The organism is Rhizobium sp. UGM030330-04, assembly GCF_003208455.1.
In the GTDB taxonomy this organism is placed as follows: domain Bacteria; phylum Pseudomonadota; class Alphaproteobacteria; order Rhizobiales; family Rhizobiaceae; genus Agrobacterium; species Agrobacterium rhizogenes_A.
Genome location: NZ_QKML01000006.1, coordinates 156,903 through 173,791 on the forward strand (window position 1 = coordinate 156,903; position 16,889 = coordinate 173,791).

A 16,889-nucleotide genomic window follows, 5' to 3' on the forward strand; every position below is an offset into this window, starting at 1 on the left:
GTTATTTCCCCGAAGGCGATTGCCGGCGCACCTGAAACGTATGCTCCGGCCCCGGAAATGCCCCTGAGCGAACTTCGTCGGCATAAGCAGCGGTTGCTTCCGAAACCGCCGCAGCAAGATCAGCAAAACGTTTGACGAATTTCGGTTTGAAATCGGAAAACAGGCCAAGCATGTCGTCGGAGACGAGCACCTGTCCGTCGCAGGCCGGTGATGCGCCGATGCCGATGGTGGGGACGGAAAGTTTCTCGGTCAGCTCGCGGGCAAGCGGCTCGACTGTGCCTTCCACGACGATGGCGAAGGCGCCCGCCTGATCGACCGCAATCGCATCACGCCAGATCTTTTGCGTTTCCGCATCCGAATGGCCGAGCGAGCGGAAGCCGCCCGCGGTGTGGACAAGCTGCGGCATCAGGCCGACATGGCCAAAAACCGGTATGCCACGGGCCACCAGAAAGGCGATTGTCTCCGCCATTTCTTCGCCGCCTTCCAGCTTCACGCCGTCGCAGCCGGTTTCCTGCATCAGCCGCACGGCGTTGCGGAAGGCTTGTTCTTTTGATTCCTGATAGGTGCCGAAGGGAAGATCGACGATGACGCAGGCTCGGTTGACGCCGCGCATGACGGCGCGACCGTGGGCGATCATCATATCCTGCGTCACGCCAACCGTCGTATCCATGCCGTAAAGCACCATGCCGAGGGAATCGCCCACCAGCAGCAGGTCGCAATGCGGGTCGAGCAGGCGGGCAATCGGCGTCGTATAGGCGGTGAGGCAGACGATGCGCGCCTCGCCTTTCATCTGGCGGATGGAGGCTGTCGTCAGCCGCTTCAGTTTTCCATGGGTGCTCATTGGGCAGCCTCTCTTTTTTCAGTTCTGTCGCGGCCGATGACGCGGTTGTCGAGTAGGCGCGTGCTGCCGAAGCGCACGAACAGCGCCACCAGCACGGGTCCCGCCTGCACGGAGGTAACCGGCGCCAGCGTATCGGGATCGCGCACCGCAACGACCTCCGGCAAAGCCAGTGGTTCAGAGGCGATAAATTTTTCTATCGCCGCTTCCAGGGCGGCGGGATCGTCGAGGCCCTGGTCATAAAGCCGGTTCGCTTCTTCAAGCGCGTGAGGCACGATCACGGCGGCAGCGCGTTGCTCGGGGGTCAGATAAACATTGCGCGAGGAGCAGGCGAGACCATCCGCCTCCCGCACCGTCGCGACCGGCACGACCCGCACCGGTTGGGCAAGGTCTTCCACCATGCGGCGGATCAGCGTTACCTGCTGATAGTCCTTTTCGCCGAAATAGGCCGCGTCCGGCTGGACGAGGTTAAAGAGCTTGGTCACGACGGTGGTGACGCCGGCAAAATGCCCCGGCCGCACCGCGCCTTCCAGCTGGCTGCCCAGTTCCGGCACATCCACGACGGTCGACATCGGTCGCGGATACATCTCCGCCACCTCGGGCGCGAAAAGAATATCGACGCCCGCCTCTTCCAGCAGCGTGCTGTCGCGGGCGAGGTCACGCGGGTAACGCGCCAGATCTTCATTCGCACCGAATTGCAGCGGGTTGACGAAGATGGAAACCACCGTCACATCGTTTTCTGCCTTGGCTTGGGCAACGAGTGTGAGGTGGCCGATATGGAGAAAACCCATGGTCGGCACGAAGCCGACGGTCTTGCCCTCGCGGCGAAAGGCGGCAATCGCACCCCGCAATTCGGCGACGGTTTTTACAAGGCGCATGGGGTCTCCTCCGGCTGCCCGATCGCCATCAGGCGAAAGGTGCTGGATAGAACGCGATTTGCTGAACAGGGTCAACGCGGCGGCTTGTATTATATCGATTAACGCCGCAGGAGGCGACGATTGCTGTGGAACGGGGGTGGTTCAGGCCTCCACGGCCCATCCGGGCAGTCGCTTTTCTGCAAAGGCCTGCCGTCCCTCACGTGCCTCATCGCTGCCGCTGATTGTTGCGATGACGCCTTCGGCAAAGGCCAGCCGCTCATCGGACGGTATGTCGCGCATCGCCAGCAAAGCTGCCTTTCCGGCTGCGATGGCGCCCGGCGCATTCTGTCGCAGCTTTGCGAGAACATCCTCGATCACGCCGTCGAGTTCGGCCGCAGGTGCGGTGCGATTGACGAGGCCAAGGCGTTTTGCCTCCGCAGCGCTGACCGGCTGGCCGAGATAGGCCATTTCCTGAAGTCCGCCCAAGGGCATCTTCGCCAGAAGCTTCGCCGCCACCATGGCCGGGAAAAGTCCGACCCGCACTTCCGGCAGACCAAATTCGGCGTGCTCGGCGGCATAGGCAAGATCGCAGGCGGCAATGAGGCCTAGCCCGCCAGCCAGGACCCGGCCATTGATGCGGGCAATGACGGGTTTTTCGCATCGCTCGATGGCACGCATCACATCGGCAATGGGGTTTGTTCCATCGCGCGAAAGGAACATGCCACCGGCGCTTTCCTTGAGATCGGCTCCCGAGCAGAAACTGCGATCTCCCGCTGCCGTCATCACCACGGCGCGCAGATTGCGGTCACCGGATGCAGCGCGGATGGCATCCGTGAGCGCATCGGTCATGGCGGCATTGAGGGCGTTGTGCACCCCGGGCCGGTTGAGCGTCAGCCACAGAACATCCTTGCGTGTTTCGCGTAACAACTCATCCGCCATGCAGGTCATCCTCCTGTTTTGCGGCAAGCAGCGCTTTTCCGGCGCGCGCCGCGTTTGGCCTGCCGAGATGCCGGCTGATCCAGTCACCGGTCTTCGCCACCGCCATCAGGTCGATACCGGTTTTGATGCCAAGTCCCTGCAGAAGATAAACGACATCTTCGGTGGCGACATTGCCGCTCGCCCCCGGCGCAAAGGGGCAGCCACCCAGCCCGGCAACGGAACTGTCGAAAACGGCGATGCCTTCCTCAAGCGAGGCCAGAACATTGGCGACGCCCTGCCCATAGGTGTCATGGAAATGCATGGCGATTTTTTCACGCGGGATGCGGGCCGATACATGTTCGATGAGGTTGCGGATTTGGCTGGCTGCGCCGACGCCGATCGTATCGCCGAGCGAAATTTCGTAACACCCCATGGCGACAAGGGCATCGGCCATTGCCGCCACCTCATTGGGTGCGATAGCACCATCATAGGGGCAACCGGCGATACAAGAGACGTATCCGCGCATCAGAGTGTTTCGGCTGGCCGCAGCTTCCGCAACATTGCGCAGACGCTCAAGGCTTTCCGAACGCGAACAGCCAATATTGTGCTGGCTGAAGCCTTCGGATGCGGAGACGAAAACGGCGATTTCCGTCACGCCGGCTTCAATGGCCGCCTCGAAACCTTTCATATTGGGAACGAGCGCCGGATAGGCTGTGCCGTGCTGCTGTCTTAGACCCTGAAACACCGCCGTCGAACCCGCCATCTGCGGAACTCTCTTGGGTGAAACGAAAGCGCCCGCCTCGACCGCCGGCAGGCCTGCTGCTGCGAGCCGCTCGATCAGTTCGATCTTGATGGCGACGGGAACTTCGGTGCTTTCGTTCTGCAGGCCGTCACGCGCGCCCACCTCGACGATTTTGACGGTTTCAGGCCAGCTCATGTCACGCGCCCTCCGGCTCGAAATCCACCAGCACCGCACCGGCTGCCACCATATCGCCTTCGGCACAGTTGATGGCGGCGACGATACCTTTCGCCGGGGCACGGATCGTGTGCTCCATTTTCATCGCCTCCATCACAACCAGTGCCTCGCCGGCTTCGACGAGCGCACTTTTCTGGCTGAGCAAAGCACGGATAACGCCCGGCATGGGCGCCTCCAGACCACCGGTGTGGATGGTGGCGTCGGCTATATCGACGGGGTCCGGCTGGCTGATGCGATAGTGCTCGCCGTCCAGAAAAAGCGTATGGCCGCTGTCTTCGGCGAAAAAATAGCCCTGCCTCTGCCTGCCATCGATGACCGCATGCAGCTTGCCATTCTCCGCGAGATTGCCGCCGATGCGGATCGTCCCGCCGTCAATCTCCATTGAAGACCCGTCCTCCTCATGGGTAACGGCAACTGTGCGCGACCGATGGTCGAGAGTGAAATTCAGGGTTTCCCGCGCCGGTGCATTCAGGCGGAAAGCGCTGGTGCTGTTCCATGGGCTATAGGGATCGGCCGATGGCAGAGAACTCGTCCTGGCCATTTTCTGTCGCGAAAGAAGAAGGCCAAGCGCGGCTACGGCGATCTCGCTCCCGCCGATGGCTGCGGGGGTGAATAGTGCCGCCTCGTTGCGGGCGATGAAGCCGGTATCGAGATCGGTCGCCGCGAAACTCTCGAGCCTCGCAAGCCGCGCCAGAAAGGCGACATTGCTGGTGACGCCACAGATCGCCAGTTTTTCCAGCGCCAGCCGCAGCCGCCGCACGGCGGCAGGTCGGTCTTGATCCCAGACGATCAGCTTGGCGATCATCGGATCGTAATGCACGGTGATGGCGTCGCCGGCGCGGATGCCACTGTCGATCCGGAGATGCGGGCCCTCATCGGGAAAAACGAGATGGCTGACCGTGCCGATCGACGGCAGGAAATCATGCGCCGGGTCCTCGGCATAAATCCGCGCCTCGATGGCATGGCCGTTTATGCTGAGACCGGCCCAGTCTTCCGGCAGGGCCTCTCCATTGGCGACGCGGATCTGCCATTCGACCAGATCGAGACCGGTAATATATTCCGTGACCGGATGCTCGACCTGAAGCCTCGTATTCATTTCCATGAAATAGAAGTCGCCGGAAGGGTCGAGCAGGAATTCCACGGTTCCCGCGCCGCGATAATCGATGGCGCGGGCGGCGGCGGCCGCCGCTTCATACATGCGCTGGCGAAGCGCATCGGGCAGGCCGGGGGCAGGGGCTTCCTCTATGACCTTCTGGTGCCGGCGCTGGATCGAGCAGTCGCGCTCGAAAAGCGAAACACACTTGCCGTGGCCGTCGGCAAAGACCTGCACTTCCACATGGCGCGGCCGTTCAAGGTATTTTTCGATCAGCATGCGGTCATTGCCGAAGGCGGCCAGCGCTTCGCGTTTTGCACCCGCAAGCTCCGCTGCGAAGTCGCGCTTTTGCCGGACGATACGCATGCCCTTGCCGCCGCCGCCGGCTGAGGCCTTGAGCAGCACCGGATAACCGATCTTTTCTGCCTCGCTCGCCAGCCGTTTCTCGTCCTGCTCATCGCCGTGATAGCCGGGAACGATGGGAACACCCGCCTCCGTCATCAGTGCCTTCGCCTCGCTTTTCCCACCCATGGCGCGGATTGCCTGCGGCGGTGGGCCGATGAAAATGAGGCCGGCGGCAGCACAGGCTTCGGCGAACGCGGCATTTTCGGAGAGAAAGCCGTAACCCGGATGGATCGCCTCCGCGCTGGTTGTTTTTGCAGCCGCGATGATTTTTTCCGCATCGAGATAGGAGGCGCGCGCCGGCGCGGGGCCGATGGCGATGGCCTCATCGGCCAGCGCCACATGCATGGCGTTTCGGTCGGCATCCGAATAGACTGCCACTGTGCGGATGCCCATCGTGGCGGCGGTGCGGATGATGCGGCAGGCGATTTCGCCCCTGTTGGCGATCAGTATTTTCGAGAACATGGTCGCCTCACATCCTGAATATGCCGAAACGGGTGGGTTCAATCGGTGCGTTGAGTGCGGCGGACAGGCCAAGGCCGAGTACGAGGCGGGTATCCTTCGGGTCGATGATGCCATCGTCCCACAGCCTTGCGCTGGCATAATAGGGATGTCCCTCCCGCTCGTATTTTTCCCGGATCGGCTGCTTGAACGCCTCTTCGCCTTCCTTCGACCAGTGGCGGCCATCGGCCTCGATGCCGTCGCGGCGGATTTGCGCCAGAACGGAGGCCGCCTGTTCGCCGCCCATCACGGAAATGCGGGCATTCGGCCACATCCACAGGAAGCGTGGCGAATAAGCTCGCCCGCACATGCCGTAATTGCCGGCCCCGAAGGAGCCGCCGATGATGACGGTGAATTTCGGCACTTTGGCTGAAGCGACCGCAGTCACGAGCTTTGCGCCATCCTTGGCGATACCACCAGCCTCATAGGCCTTGCCGACCATGAAGCCGGTGATGTTTTGCAGGAAAACCAGCGGGATGCCGCGCTGGCAGCAGAGTTCGATGAAATGCGCGCCCTTCAGCGCCGATTCCGAAAAAAGGATACCGTTATTGGCGATGATGCCAACGGGATAGCCATGGATATGGGCGAAACCGCAGACGAGCGTCGTGCCGTAAAGCGCCTTGAACTCGTCAAATTCGGAACCATCCACCAGTCGGGCAATGATCTCGCGCACCTCGAAGGGTTTGCGCGTGTCGGCAGGAACGATGCCGTAAAGCTCGTCGGGCGAGTAAAGCGGGTCTGCGGGTTCGCGGATATCCAGCTCCACCTGCTTGCGGCGGTTGAGGGTGGAGACGATCCGCCGGGTCAGCGCCAGCGCATGGCGGTCGTCGTGGGCATAATGATCGGTGACGCCGGATTGGCGGGAATGCACATCCGCACCGCCCAGCTCCTCCGCGCTCACCACCTCGCCGGTTGCCGCCTTCACCAACGGCGGGCCGCCGAGAAAGATCGTGCCCTGATTTTTGACGATCACGGACTGGTCGCTCATGGCAGGCACATAGGCCCCGCCCGCCGTGCAACTGCCCATCACCACGGCGATCTGGGCGATACCCTGCGCCGACATATTGGCCTGATTGTAGAAGATGCGGCCGAAATGATCGCGGTCGGGAAACACTTCATCCTGATTGGGCAGGTTCGCGCCGCCGGAATCCACGAGGTAGATGCAGGGCAGGCGGTTCTCAGTGGCGATTTCCTGCGCGCGCAGATGTTTCTTTACCGTCAGCGGATAATAGGTGCCGCCCTTCACCGTCGCGTCATTGGCAACGATCACGCATTCCCGGCCCGAGACCCGGCCGATGCCGGTGACGATGCCAGCGGCGGGAACGGGTTCCTCATAGACCTCGTAAGCTGCAAATTGCGACAATTCCAGAAACGGGCTGCCGGGATCGAGAAGCGCTTCGATGCGATCACGCGCCAGCAATTTGCCGCGGGAAAGATGCCGTTCGCGGGCCTTTTCGCCGCCGCCTCTGGAGATTTTTTCGACGTGCTGGCGCAGGTCATCGACCAGCCCCGACATGAAATCGACATTGGCAGCAAAGGTGGGGTCGCGGTTCAGACTGGAAGTAAGCTTCATCGCGTCCTCACCCGTTGCCCTTGACCAGTTCGCGGCCGATCAGCATCCGCCGGATTTCACTGGTGCCGGCACCGATCTCGTAAAGCTTGGCGTCGCGTAGCAGCCGTCCGGCCGGGCTTTCATTGACATAGCCGGAGCCGCCGAGAAGCTGGATCGCATCCAGCGCCACCTGTGTCGCCCGCTCGGCGGCAAAGAGGATTGCGCCAGCGGCGTCCTGCCTCGTGATGCGGCCATTGTCGCAGGCCCGGGCCACCGCATAGACATAGGCGCGGGATGCATTCATGGACGAGTAGATATCGGCGAGCTTGCCCTGCACCAGCTGGAATTCGCCGATAGCCTTGCCGAATTGCTTGCGCTCGCGGGCATAGGGCAGCACCAGATCGATGGCCGCCTGCATGATACCGACGGGGCCGGCGGCCAGCACGGCGCGCTCGTAATCCAGCCCGCTCATCAGCACCGTCACGCCGTCATTGAGGCGTCCGAGAATGTTTTCTTCCGGCACCTCGCAATCCTCGAACACCAGTTCTGACGTGGGTGAGCCGCGCATGCCGAGCTTGTCGAGTTTCTGGGCCGGGCGAAACCCCTTGAAGCCTTTTTCGATCAGGAAAGCGGTGATGCCGCGCGGGCCGGCGGACATATCCGTCTTGGCGTAGACCACCAGTGTATCGGCCTCGTGACCGTTGGTGATCCACATCTTCGCGCCGTTCAGCACATAGCGGTCGCCCCTGCGTTCCGCCTTCAGCCGCATGGAGACGACATCCGAACCGGCTTCCGTCTCGCTCATGGCGAGAGAACCGACATGTTCACCGGAGACGAGTTTCGGCAGATATCTGTGCTTCTGCTCATCCGTTCCCCAGCGGTGAATCTGGTTGATGCAGAGGTTGGAATGGGCGCCGTAGGAAAGGCCGATGGAAGCGGAAGCCCGGCTTATCTCCTCCATCGCCACGCAATGGGCGAGATAGCCCATGTCGGCACCGCCGAACTCTTCCGAAACGGTAATGCCGTGCAGCCCGAGCTGGCCCATTTCCGGCCAGAGCTTGCGTGGAAAACGGTCGTCGCGGTCGATCTCCGCCGCCAGCGGGGCGATTTTATCGTCTGCGAATGCGCTTGCGCTGTCGCGCAATGCTGCGATTTCCGGGCCGAGATCGGCATCGAAAATGGCGGCGAGGTTCAAACTCATCGCGTCTCCTCCTCCGGACGGCAGGCCGTCCCTTTTGTCGGCAGCCGGCACCTCCTCCGCGCCGGCAGCCCTTGATTACGGCGCGTCACCCCCGGTGAAGGCGGCGGAACGGCGCACGAATGTCTTGATGGCGAAATTGGACTGGATGCGCGACACGCCGGGAACCGTGGTCAGGAAATCCAGCAGCTCCTGATAATGCGGCAGGTCCCGCACCATGGCGTGGATCAGGTAATCGGAACTGCCGCTGGTCTGGTAACCGCCCACGACTTCGGGAATGGAGGCGACGTGGTGTTCGAAGGTCGTCAATGCTTCCTTGATCTGCCGCTCCAGCGTGACGGAGATGAAGACACCCATATTGCCGAGCAGCCGGTTCTCATCGAACACGGCGGTATAGCCGCGAATGATGCCTTCCTCTTCCAGCTTGCGCACGCGGCGCAGCGTCGGCGTGAAGGAAAGACCGATACGGGCTGCGAGATCCCGCCAGCTCACCCGCCCGTCATCGCCGAGCACATGCAGAATCTTCTGGTCGAAACTGTCGAGCTCAATCATGGATCATTTGCTCTATGATATGACTAATTGTTGGATCAAAGATATCGTCAATCAAAAAACTGTCAATCAAAATAGCTTTGAAATGAATTCGAGTTGGTGATAGCGTTCATGTCATTCGAGGTCTGGAGGAGATCGCGATGACGGTCGTTTTCTCAAGCGAGAGAATGCCCAAGGGAGGTGAATTTGGCTGTGCATGACCCTGTCGTGATCGTCGGGGCCGCCCGTACTGCTATGGGTGGGTTCCAGGGCGAATTCAAATCGGTGGCTGCGCCCGATCTTGGGGCCGCGGCGATCCGTGCGGCCGTCGAACGGGCCGCTGTTCCGGTTTCTGATGTTGACGATGTGCTGATGGGCTGTGTGCTGACGGCCGGGCAGGGGCAAGCGCCGGCCAGACAGGCAGCCATTGTGGCCGGCATTCCCAATTCGATTGGTGCGACGACCATCAACAAGATGTGCGGCTCGGGCATGAAGGCGATCATGCTGGGCCATGACCAGATCGCGGCGGGAAGCTCTTCCATCGTGCTTGCGGGCGGCATGGAAAGCATGAGCAATGCGCCCTATCTGCTGGATCGCGCCCGAAATGGCTATCGTCTCGGTCATGGCAAGGTCATCGACCATATGTTTCTCGACGGTCTCGAGGATGCCTATGACAAGGGCCGGCTGATGGGCAATTTCGCGGAAGATTGCGCTGAAACCTATCAATTCACCCGCGCCATGCAGGATGACTATGCGCTCGCCTCGCTGGAACGGGCGCGACGCGCCATAGCGGAGGGAGCCTTCGAAGCGGAAATAGCGCCTGTCGGCGATGTTGCCGTGGATGAGCAGCCGGGCGAGGCAAGGCCGGAGAAAATCCCGCAGCTGAAGCCCGCCTTTCGCGATGGCGGAACGGTGACGGCGGCCAATTCCAGCTCGATTTCCGATGGTGCGGCCGCTCTCGTTCTCATGCGTCGCTCCGAAGCGGAAAGGCGGGGTCTTTCGCCGCTGGCGACCATTATTGGTCAGGCCTCCCATGCGGATGCACCCGCCGGATATCCAACGGCTCCCATCGGCGCGATGAAAAAGCTGTTCGATAAAACCGGCTGGACGGCGAGGGATGTCGATCTCTTCGAAATCAACGAGGCCTTTGCCGTGGTGGCGATGGCGGCAATGCGCGATCTCGATCTGCCGCATGAGAAGGTGAACGTGCATGGCGGGGCGTGTGCGCTCGGCCATCCGATCGGTGCTTCCGGCGCACGTATCGTTGTCACCCTGCTGGCAGCCCTGCAGCGTCACGGGCTGAAGCGCGGCGTGGCCGCAGTCTGTATCGGCGGCGGAGAAGCAACCGCGCTCGGCATCGAGCGGCATTGAGGGGAGGCGGCGATGATCCTGAACGAAGCCCAGCAGCAGATCAGGGACATGGCCCGCGATTTCGCCCGCGAGCGGCTGACCCCGGGGGCTGCTTCGCGTGACCGGGAAAGCCGGTTCCCGAAAGACGAACTGAAGGAAATGGGAGACCTCGGTTTTCTCGGCATGCTGGTCTCGGAGGATTATGGCGGGTCGGAAACCGGTGCCGTCGCTTATGCTTTGGCGCTGGAGGAAATTGCTGCCGGTGACGGGGCCTGTTCCACCATCATGAGCGTCCATAATTCGGTTGGCTGCGTGCCGATCCTGAAATTCGGCACGGAAGACCAGAAACAGCGTTTCCTGCCGAAACTCGCTTCCGGCGAATGGATCGGCGGTTTTGCGCTGACAGAACCGCAGGCCGGTTCCGATGCTTCCAACCTGAAGACCCGCGCCCGGCGTGATGGCGATCGCTATATTCTTGATGGGGCGAAGCAATTTATCACGTCGGGTAAAAATGGCGATGTCGTCATTGTCTTTGCCGTCACCGATGCGGCGGCGGGCAAGAAGGGCATCAGCGCCTTCATCGTGCCGACGGATACGCCGGGTTACGAGGTGATAAGGGTCGAGGAAAAGCTCGGCCTGCATTCGTCCGATACCTGCCAGATCGCCTTCACCGAGATGGCGGTCCCCGTCGAATTGCGGCTGGGCGAAGAGGGGCAGGGTTATCGCATCGCGCTTGCCAATCTGGAGGGTGGCCGCATCGGCATCGCTGCACAGGCGGTCGGCATGGCGCAGGCGGCCTTCGAGGCGGCGCGGGATTATGCCCGCGAGCGCAAGGCTTTCGGACAGGCGATCATCGAACATCAGGCGGTCGCGTTTCGCCTCGCGGATATGGCAACGCGGATTACGGCGGCGCGGCAGCTGGTGCTGCATGCGGCGGCGCTGAAGGAGGCGGGAGAGCCCTGTCTTTCGGAGGCCTCGATGGCCAAGCTCTTCGCGTCCGAAATGGCCGAACGCGTCTGCTCGGACGCCATCCAGATTCACGGCGGTTACGGCTACATGGCGGATTATCCGGTGGAGCGGATCTATCGCGATGTACGCATCTGCCAGATTTACGAGGGGACGAGCGATGTCCAGCGCATGGTGATCGCACGGAATTTGTGAGGCTGATGATTGGAAAGGAAAACCTCCGTCATACCGGCCTTGAGCCGGTATCCAGCCAGCCCAAGTCCCCGGGCTGAAAAGAGTCCTTCCCGCCGCGCAGACGCGCGTCGGCTGGATTCCGGCTCAAGGCCGGAATGACGGAATTATGGGGCGCGCTAGCCCGCCGGAGGAGTAGAATGGATATAACCGAAACGCCACATCTCAGCCTGCATGTTCCGGAGCCTGCGGTGCGGCCCGGCGGGGAGCCGGATTTCTCCAATGTGAAGATACCGAAGGCCGGCACCGTGCCGCGCCCGGAGGTGGACGCCGCACCGGAAAGCATGCGCGATCTCGCTTATTCGATCATCCGCGTTCTCAATCATCAGGGCGAGGCTGTCGGGCCGTGGGCGGGGCTGCTTTCGGACGAGGAATTGCTGGTTGGCCTCAAAAACATGATGCGGCTTCGGGCTTTCGATGCCCGCATGCTGATGGCGCAGCGGCAGGGCAAGACCTCGTTTTACATGCAGCATCTGGGGGAGGAGGCCGTCAGTTGCGCCTTCCGCAAGGCGCTTTCCAAAGGCGACATGAATTTCCCGACCTACCGGCAGGCCGGGCTATTGATCGCCGATGACTATCCGCTCGTCACCATGATGAACCAGATCTATTCCAACGAGCTCGACCCGCTGCACGGGCGGCAATTGCCGGTTCTTTATTCCTCAAAGGAGCACGGTTTCTTCACCGTCTCCGGCAACCTCGCCACACAATATGTGCAGGCGGTTGGCTGGGCGATGGCCTCGGCCATCAAGGGCGACACGAAGATCGCGGCTGCGTGGATTGGCGACGGTTCGACGGCGGAGTCGGATTTCCACTCCGCGCTGGTCTTCGCCTCCACCTACAAGGCCCCGGTCATTCTCAATATCGTCAACAATCAATGGGCCATTTCCACCTTTCAGGGCATCGCGCGCGGTGGTTCCGGCACATTTGCGGCGCGCGGGCTGGGCTTTGGCATTCCGGCGCTTCGGGTCGATGGCAATGATTATCTCGCCGTTTATGCCGTGGCGCGCTGGGCCGTTGAGCGGGCACGCCGCAATCTCGGCCCGACGCTGATCGAATATGTGACCTATCGCGTCGGCGCCCATTCCACCTCGGACGATCCGAGTGCCTATCGCCCCAAGACGGAATCCGATGCCTGGCCGCTGGGCGATCCGGTTCTGCGATTGAAGAAACATCTCATCCTGCGCGGCGTCTGGTCGGAGGAGCGGCACCGGCAGGCGGAGGCGGAAATCGTCGATGAAGTGCTTGAAGCGCAACGTGAGGCGGAAAGCCACGGCACGCTGCATGAGGGCAAAAAACCGCCGAAGAAGGATATTTTCGAAGGCGTTTACGCCGAGATGCCGCCGCATCTTGTCCGCCAGCGCCAGAAGGCAGGGTGGTGAGACATGGCAAGAATGACGATGATCGAAGCCGTCCGCAGCGCCATGGATGTCTCCATGGAACGCAGCGACGATGTCGTGGTGTTCGGCGAAGACGTGGGTTATTTCGGCGGCGTCTTCCGCGCCACGCAGGGGTTGCAGGGAAAATACGGAAAAACCCGCTGTTTCGATGCGCCGATCAGCGAATCCGGTATTGTCGGCACGGCAATCGGCATGGCCGCTTATGGCTTGCGGCCCTGCGTCGAAATCCAGTTCGCCGATTACATGTATCCCGCCTATGACCAGATCACCCAGGAGGCGGCGCGCATTCGCTATCGCTCCAATGGTGATTTCACCTGCCCCATCGTGCTGAGAATGCCGACCGGCGGGGGCATTTTTGGCGGGCAGACGCACAGCCAGAGCCCGGAAGCGCTTTTCACCCATGTCTGCGGGTTGAAGGTAGTTGTTCCCTCCAATCCTTATGATGCCAAGGGGTTGCTGATCGCATCCATCGAAGACCCCGACCCCGTGATGTTTCTGGAGCCGAAGCGGCTTTATAATGGCCCTTTCGACGGGCACCACGACCGGCCGGTGACGCCCTGGTCCAAACACGAGATGGGCGAGGTGCCGGAAGGGCACTACACCATTCCCATCGGCAAGGCGGAGATACGCCGTCCCGGAAACGCTGTCACCGTCATCGCTTATGGCACCATGGTGCATGTGGCGCTGGCGGCGGCGGAAGAAACCGGTGTGGATGCCGAGATCATCGATCTTCGCAGTCTGCTGCCGCTCGATCTCGATACCATCGTGAAGTCCGTTTCCAAGACCGGCCGCTGTGTCATGGTGCATGAGGCGACGCTGACCTCCGGCTTCGGGGCCGAAGTGGTGTCGCTGGTACAGGAACATTGTTTTTATCACCTTGAGGCTCCCGTCGTCCGCGTCGCCGGCTGGGATACGCCTTACCCGCATGCGCAGGAGTGGGACTATTTTCCGGGACCCGCCCGTGTCGGGCGCGCCCTTGTCGACGTCATGGAGGCCTGATTATGGCGGAATTTGTTCTTACCATGCCCGATGTCGGTGAAGGCGTGGCGGAAGCCGAACTGGTGGAATGGAATGTCAAGCCGGGCGATATCGTCCATGAGGACATGGTGCTGGCCGCGGTGATGACGGACAAGGCGACGGTGGAAATCCCGTCGCCGGTGGCGGGTGTCGTCACCTGGCTTGCCGTGACCGTCGGAAACACCGTGCCGGTGAAGGCGCCGCTGGTTCGCATCGAAACCGATGTCGCCGCCGCCGCTCCCAATGGCAGCGTGCCGGAAGTAGAAGCGGAAGCCCAGGCGGCGGAAGCGCCTGCCGATATGACGGAAACGCCGCCACCCGTTGAAACCCAGCCGCCAGCGCGCAAGACCGAGGAGGCACCGCCGGCACCCGCGATCGAGCTGCACCACAAACCGCTGGCATCTCCCGCCGTCCGCCAGCGCGCCGACGATCTCGATATTGATCTCACTAAGGTCAAGGGGACGGGGCCGGACGGGCATGTCACCCATGCCGATCTCGACGGGTTTTTAACCGTGCGGGGAAGGCCGGAACGCCCCGAGCCGATAGCGCCCCACGATAGCGCCGTCGAGGAAGTGAAGGTGACCGGGCTCAGGCGCAAGATTGCCGAGAAGATGGTGCTTTCCGCCTCCCGCATTCCGCATATCACCTACGTCGAAGAAGTCGACGTGACCGATCTGGAGGATTTGCGCGCGACCATGAACGGCAGCCGCCGTTCCGGGCAGCCGAAGCTGACGATCCTGCCGTTTTTGATGCGCGCGCTGGTGAAAGCCGTTGCCGATCATCCCGGCATGAATGCCACCTTTGACGACGACAAAGGTGTCGTCAGCCACTATGAAGCGGTTCATATCGGCATCGCCACACAGACGCCGTCGGGCCTCACCGTGCCGGTCGTGCGTCACACGGAAACGCTTGGCCTTTGGGAATGTGCGGACGAAGTCGCACGCGTCGCCGAAGCCGCCCGCACCGGCACGGCGCATCGGGAAGAACTGATGGGCTCCACCATCACCATCAGTTCGCTGGGAGCCTTGGGCGGTGTCGTTTCGACACCCATCATCAATCACCCCGAAGTGGCGATCATCGGCGTCAACAAGATCGTGACGCGGCCGGTCTGGGATGGGACGCGGTTTGTGCCGCGCAAGATGATGAACCTCTCATCGAGCTTCGATCACCGGGTTGTCGATGGGTGGGATGCGGCGGTCTTCATCCAGGCCGTCAAGGCACTGTTGGAGAAGCCCGCGCTGATTTTCATAGAATGAGCGCCTGCGACCGGCCCATCCCTTCCCTCACGCCCTCATTCCTGTGACAAGCACAGGAATGAGGGGGGAGGAGTGCCATACCAATGGTGGTCGATTTTAAGCCACCGTTTTCGACCTTCACGGAACTGTTTCGCTGTCGGTATAGGCTTGCGTTCGTCATCTTCGGGTATAGAAGAGAAGAACGAGAAGCATGTTTTCTCATCATGATCATAGTGGCGGACGAGGGCGCTCCGGGGCCCGGCGGTCCGCTGTCCGCCGGCAACCGAATGAAGAAGAAGGTCCTCCCATGCGCATTCCCAAACCCGTTGTCCTGACTATTCTCGATGGCTGGGGGCTGAGCGAGGATAAATCCAGCAACGCGCCGGCGCTGGCGAACACCCCCACCATGGACCGGCTTTTCGCCACCTGCCCGAATGCGACGCTGACCACCTTTGGCCCCAATGTCGGCCTGCCCACCGGGCAGATGGGCAATTCCGAAGTCGGCCACACCAATATCGGCGCCGGTCGCATCGTCGCCATGGATCTCGGCCAGATCGATCTGGCAATCGAGGATGGCAGCTTTTTCCGCAATGCGGCGATGCTTGAGTTCGCAGCAAAGGTAAAGGCCGCGGGGGGTGTGGCGCATCTGATGTGCGTGGTTTCCGATGGCGGCGTTCATGGCCATATCGTTCACGGCCAGGCGGCTGTGAAACTGATGATCTCGCAGGGTCTGAAGGTGGTGGTCCATGCCATTACCGATGGCCGCGATGTCGCGCCGCAATCGGCTGAAGGTTTTGTGGCGGCGCTGGTGGCAAGCCTGCCGGAAGGCGCCAGCATCGGCACGGTCATCGGCCGTTATTATGCGATGGATCGCGACAATCGCTGGGAGCGCGTCGAGAAAGCCTACGACGCCATGGTTCTCGGCAAGGGCGAACGCGCGCGGGATGCGGTGAGCGCCGTCGCCCAGAGCTACCAGAACAATGTCACGGATGAATTCATCCTGCCGACGGTGATCGATGGTTATGACGGTTTCAAGGCCGGCGACGGCCTGTTCTGCTTGAATTTCCGCGCTGACCGCGCGCGCGAAATCCTGCTCGCCATCGGCGCCAATGATTTCGACGGTTTTCCGCGCGAAAAGCCCGTCCTTTCGGCGCTTCTGGGCATGGTGGAATATTCCACCCGCCACAATGATTTCATGACCACGGCTTATCCGAAGCGCGATATCGTCAACACGCTCGGCGCATGGGTGGCGAAGCAGGGGCTTACACAGTTCCGCCTGGCCGAGACGGAAAAATATCCGCATGTCACCTTCTTCCTGAATGGCGGCAAGGAAGAGCCGGAAGTGGGCGAAGACCGCTTCATGCCGAAATCCCCGAAAGTTGCGACCTACGATCTGCAGCCGGAAATGAGCGCGCCCGAGGTGACCGAGAAATTCGTCGAGGCGATCGGCAAGGGTTACGATCTCATCGTCACCAATTATGCCAATCCGGATATGGTCGGCCACACCGGCGACCTGCAGGCGGCGATCAAGGCCTGCGAAGCTGTGGATCGCGGTCTGGGCGCGGTCGTTGCCGCGCTTGAAAAGGTCGGTGGCGCGATGCTTGTCATTGCCGATCACGGCAATTGCGAAACCATGGTCGACCCGGTCACCGGCGGTCCGCACACGGCGCACACCACCAATCCGGTGCCGGTGATCCTTTTTGGCGGCCCGGAAGGCGCCAAGGTGCATGACGGTATTCTGGCCGATGTTGCGCCGACGCTGCTGCAACTGATGAACGTGCCGCTGCCCCCGGAAATGACGGGCAAGAGCCTGATCGACCTGTAATCAGA

Annotated in this window: 14 protein-coding genes; 6 read left to right on the plus strand and 8 right to left on the minus strand. The window is 61.6% G+C overall.

Annotation, left to right across the window (positions count from 1 at the left end):
* Position 1 precedes the first annotated feature (1 nt).
* The 8 genes from panB to N434_RS11360 all read right to left on the minus strand — a co-directional run bounded on the left by panB (position 2) and on the right by N434_RS11360 (position 8,887).
* Positions 2-841: a 3-methyl-2-oxobutanoate hydroxymethyltransferase gene (panB, locus tag N434_RS11325; protein ID WP_110757792.1), complete on the minus strand. Its 840-nt coding sequence runs from the start codon at positions 839-841 to the stop codon at positions 2-4.
* The gene (panC, locus tag N434_RS11330; RefSeq protein ID WP_110757794.1) at positions 838-1,716 is read right to left on the minus strand and encodes a pantoate--beta-alanine ligase; all 879 of its coding nucleotides are present in this window, start codon (positions 1,714-1,716) and stop codon (positions 838-840) included. Before panC ends, panB begins: the two co-directional genes overlap by 4 nt.
* A gap of 141 nt (positions 1,717-1,857) precedes the next feature.
* Positions 1,858-2,634: an enoyl-CoA hydratase-related protein gene (locus N434_RS11335; protein ID WP_110758004.1), complete on the minus strand. Its 777-nt coding sequence runs from the start codon at positions 2,632-2,634 to the stop codon at positions 1,858-1,860.
* Complete coding sequence (locus N434_RS11340; protein WP_110757796.1) at positions 2,624-3,550, minus strand: hydroxymethylglutaryl-CoA lyase; 927 nt, start codon at positions 3,548-3,550, stop codon at positions 2,624-2,626. The genes N434_RS11335 and N434_RS11340 overlap by 11 nt, the downstream gene beginning before the upstream one ends.
* A gap of 1 nt (position 3,551) precedes the next feature.
* Entirely contained in the window at positions 3,552-5,549 is a 1,998-nt protein-coding gene (locus N434_RS11345) for an acetyl/propionyl/methylcrotonyl-CoA carboxylase subunit alpha (protein WP_110757798.1), read from the minus strand.
* A 7-nt stretch (positions 5,550-5,556) separates the two neighbouring features.
* A complete protein-coding gene (locus N434_RS11350; RefSeq protein WP_110757799.1) occupies positions 5,557-7,158 on the minus strand; it encodes a carboxyl transferase domain-containing protein in 1,602 nt (533 codons plus the stop codon).
* 7 nt (positions 7,159-7,165) lie between these two features.
* Positions 7,166-8,338, minus strand: a complete 1,173-nt coding sequence (locus N434_RS11355; protein ID WP_110757800.1) for an isovaleryl-CoA dehydrogenase — start codon at positions 8,336-8,338, stop codon at positions 7,166-7,168.
* 75 nt (positions 8,339-8,413) lie between these two features.
* The gene (locus N434_RS11360; RefSeq protein WP_077985119.1) at positions 8,414-8,887 is read right to left on the minus strand and encodes an Lrp/AsnC family transcriptional regulator; all 474 of its coding nucleotides are present in this window, start codon (positions 8,885-8,887) and stop codon (positions 8,414-8,416) included.
* A 183-nt stretch (positions 8,888-9,070) separates the two neighbouring features.
* Here N434_RS11360 and N434_RS11365 point away from each other — a divergent pair, with 183 nt between their 5' ends.
* From N434_RS11365 to gpmI, 6 genes are all read left to right on the plus strand, one after another.
* Positions 9,071-10,234, plus strand: coding sequence for an acetyl-CoA C-acyltransferase (locus tag N434_RS11365; protein ID WP_110758006.1), 1,164 nt, complete (start codon positions 9,071-9,073; stop codon positions 10,232-10,234).
* A gap of 12 nt (positions 10,235-10,246) precedes the next feature.
* Entirely contained in the window at positions 10,247-11,374 is a 1,128-nt protein-coding gene (locus N434_RS11370; RefSeq protein ID WP_110757801.1) for an acyl-CoA dehydrogenase family protein, read from the plus strand.
* Positions 11,375-11,550: 176 nt separating this feature from the next.
* Entirely contained in the window at positions 11,551-12,789 is a 1,239-nt protein-coding gene (locus N434_RS11375) for a 3-methyl-2-oxobutanoate dehydrogenase (2-methylpropanoyl-transferring) subunit alpha (protein WP_110757803.1), read from the plus strand.
* 3 nt (positions 12,790-12,792) lie between these two features.
* Positions 12,793-13,806, plus strand: coding sequence for an alpha-ketoacid dehydrogenase subunit beta (locus N434_RS11380; RefSeq protein ID WP_065118089.1), 1,014 nt, complete (start codon positions 12,793-12,795; stop codon positions 13,804-13,806).
* A gap of 2 nt (positions 13,807-13,808) precedes the next feature.
* Positions 13,809-15,080, plus strand: a complete 1,272-nt coding sequence (locus N434_RS11385; RefSeq protein ID WP_110757805.1) for a dihydrolipoamide acetyltransferase family protein — start codon at positions 13,809-13,811, stop codon at positions 15,078-15,080.
* A gap of 286 nt (positions 15,081-15,366) precedes the next feature.
* Positions 15,367-16,884, plus strand: a complete 1,518-nt coding sequence (gene gpmI / locus N434_RS11395) for a 2,3-bisphosphoglycerate-independent phosphoglycerate mutase (RefSeq protein ID WP_110757808.1) — start codon at positions 15,367-15,369, stop codon at positions 16,882-16,884.
* Positions 16,885-16,889 lie beyond the last annotated feature (5 nt).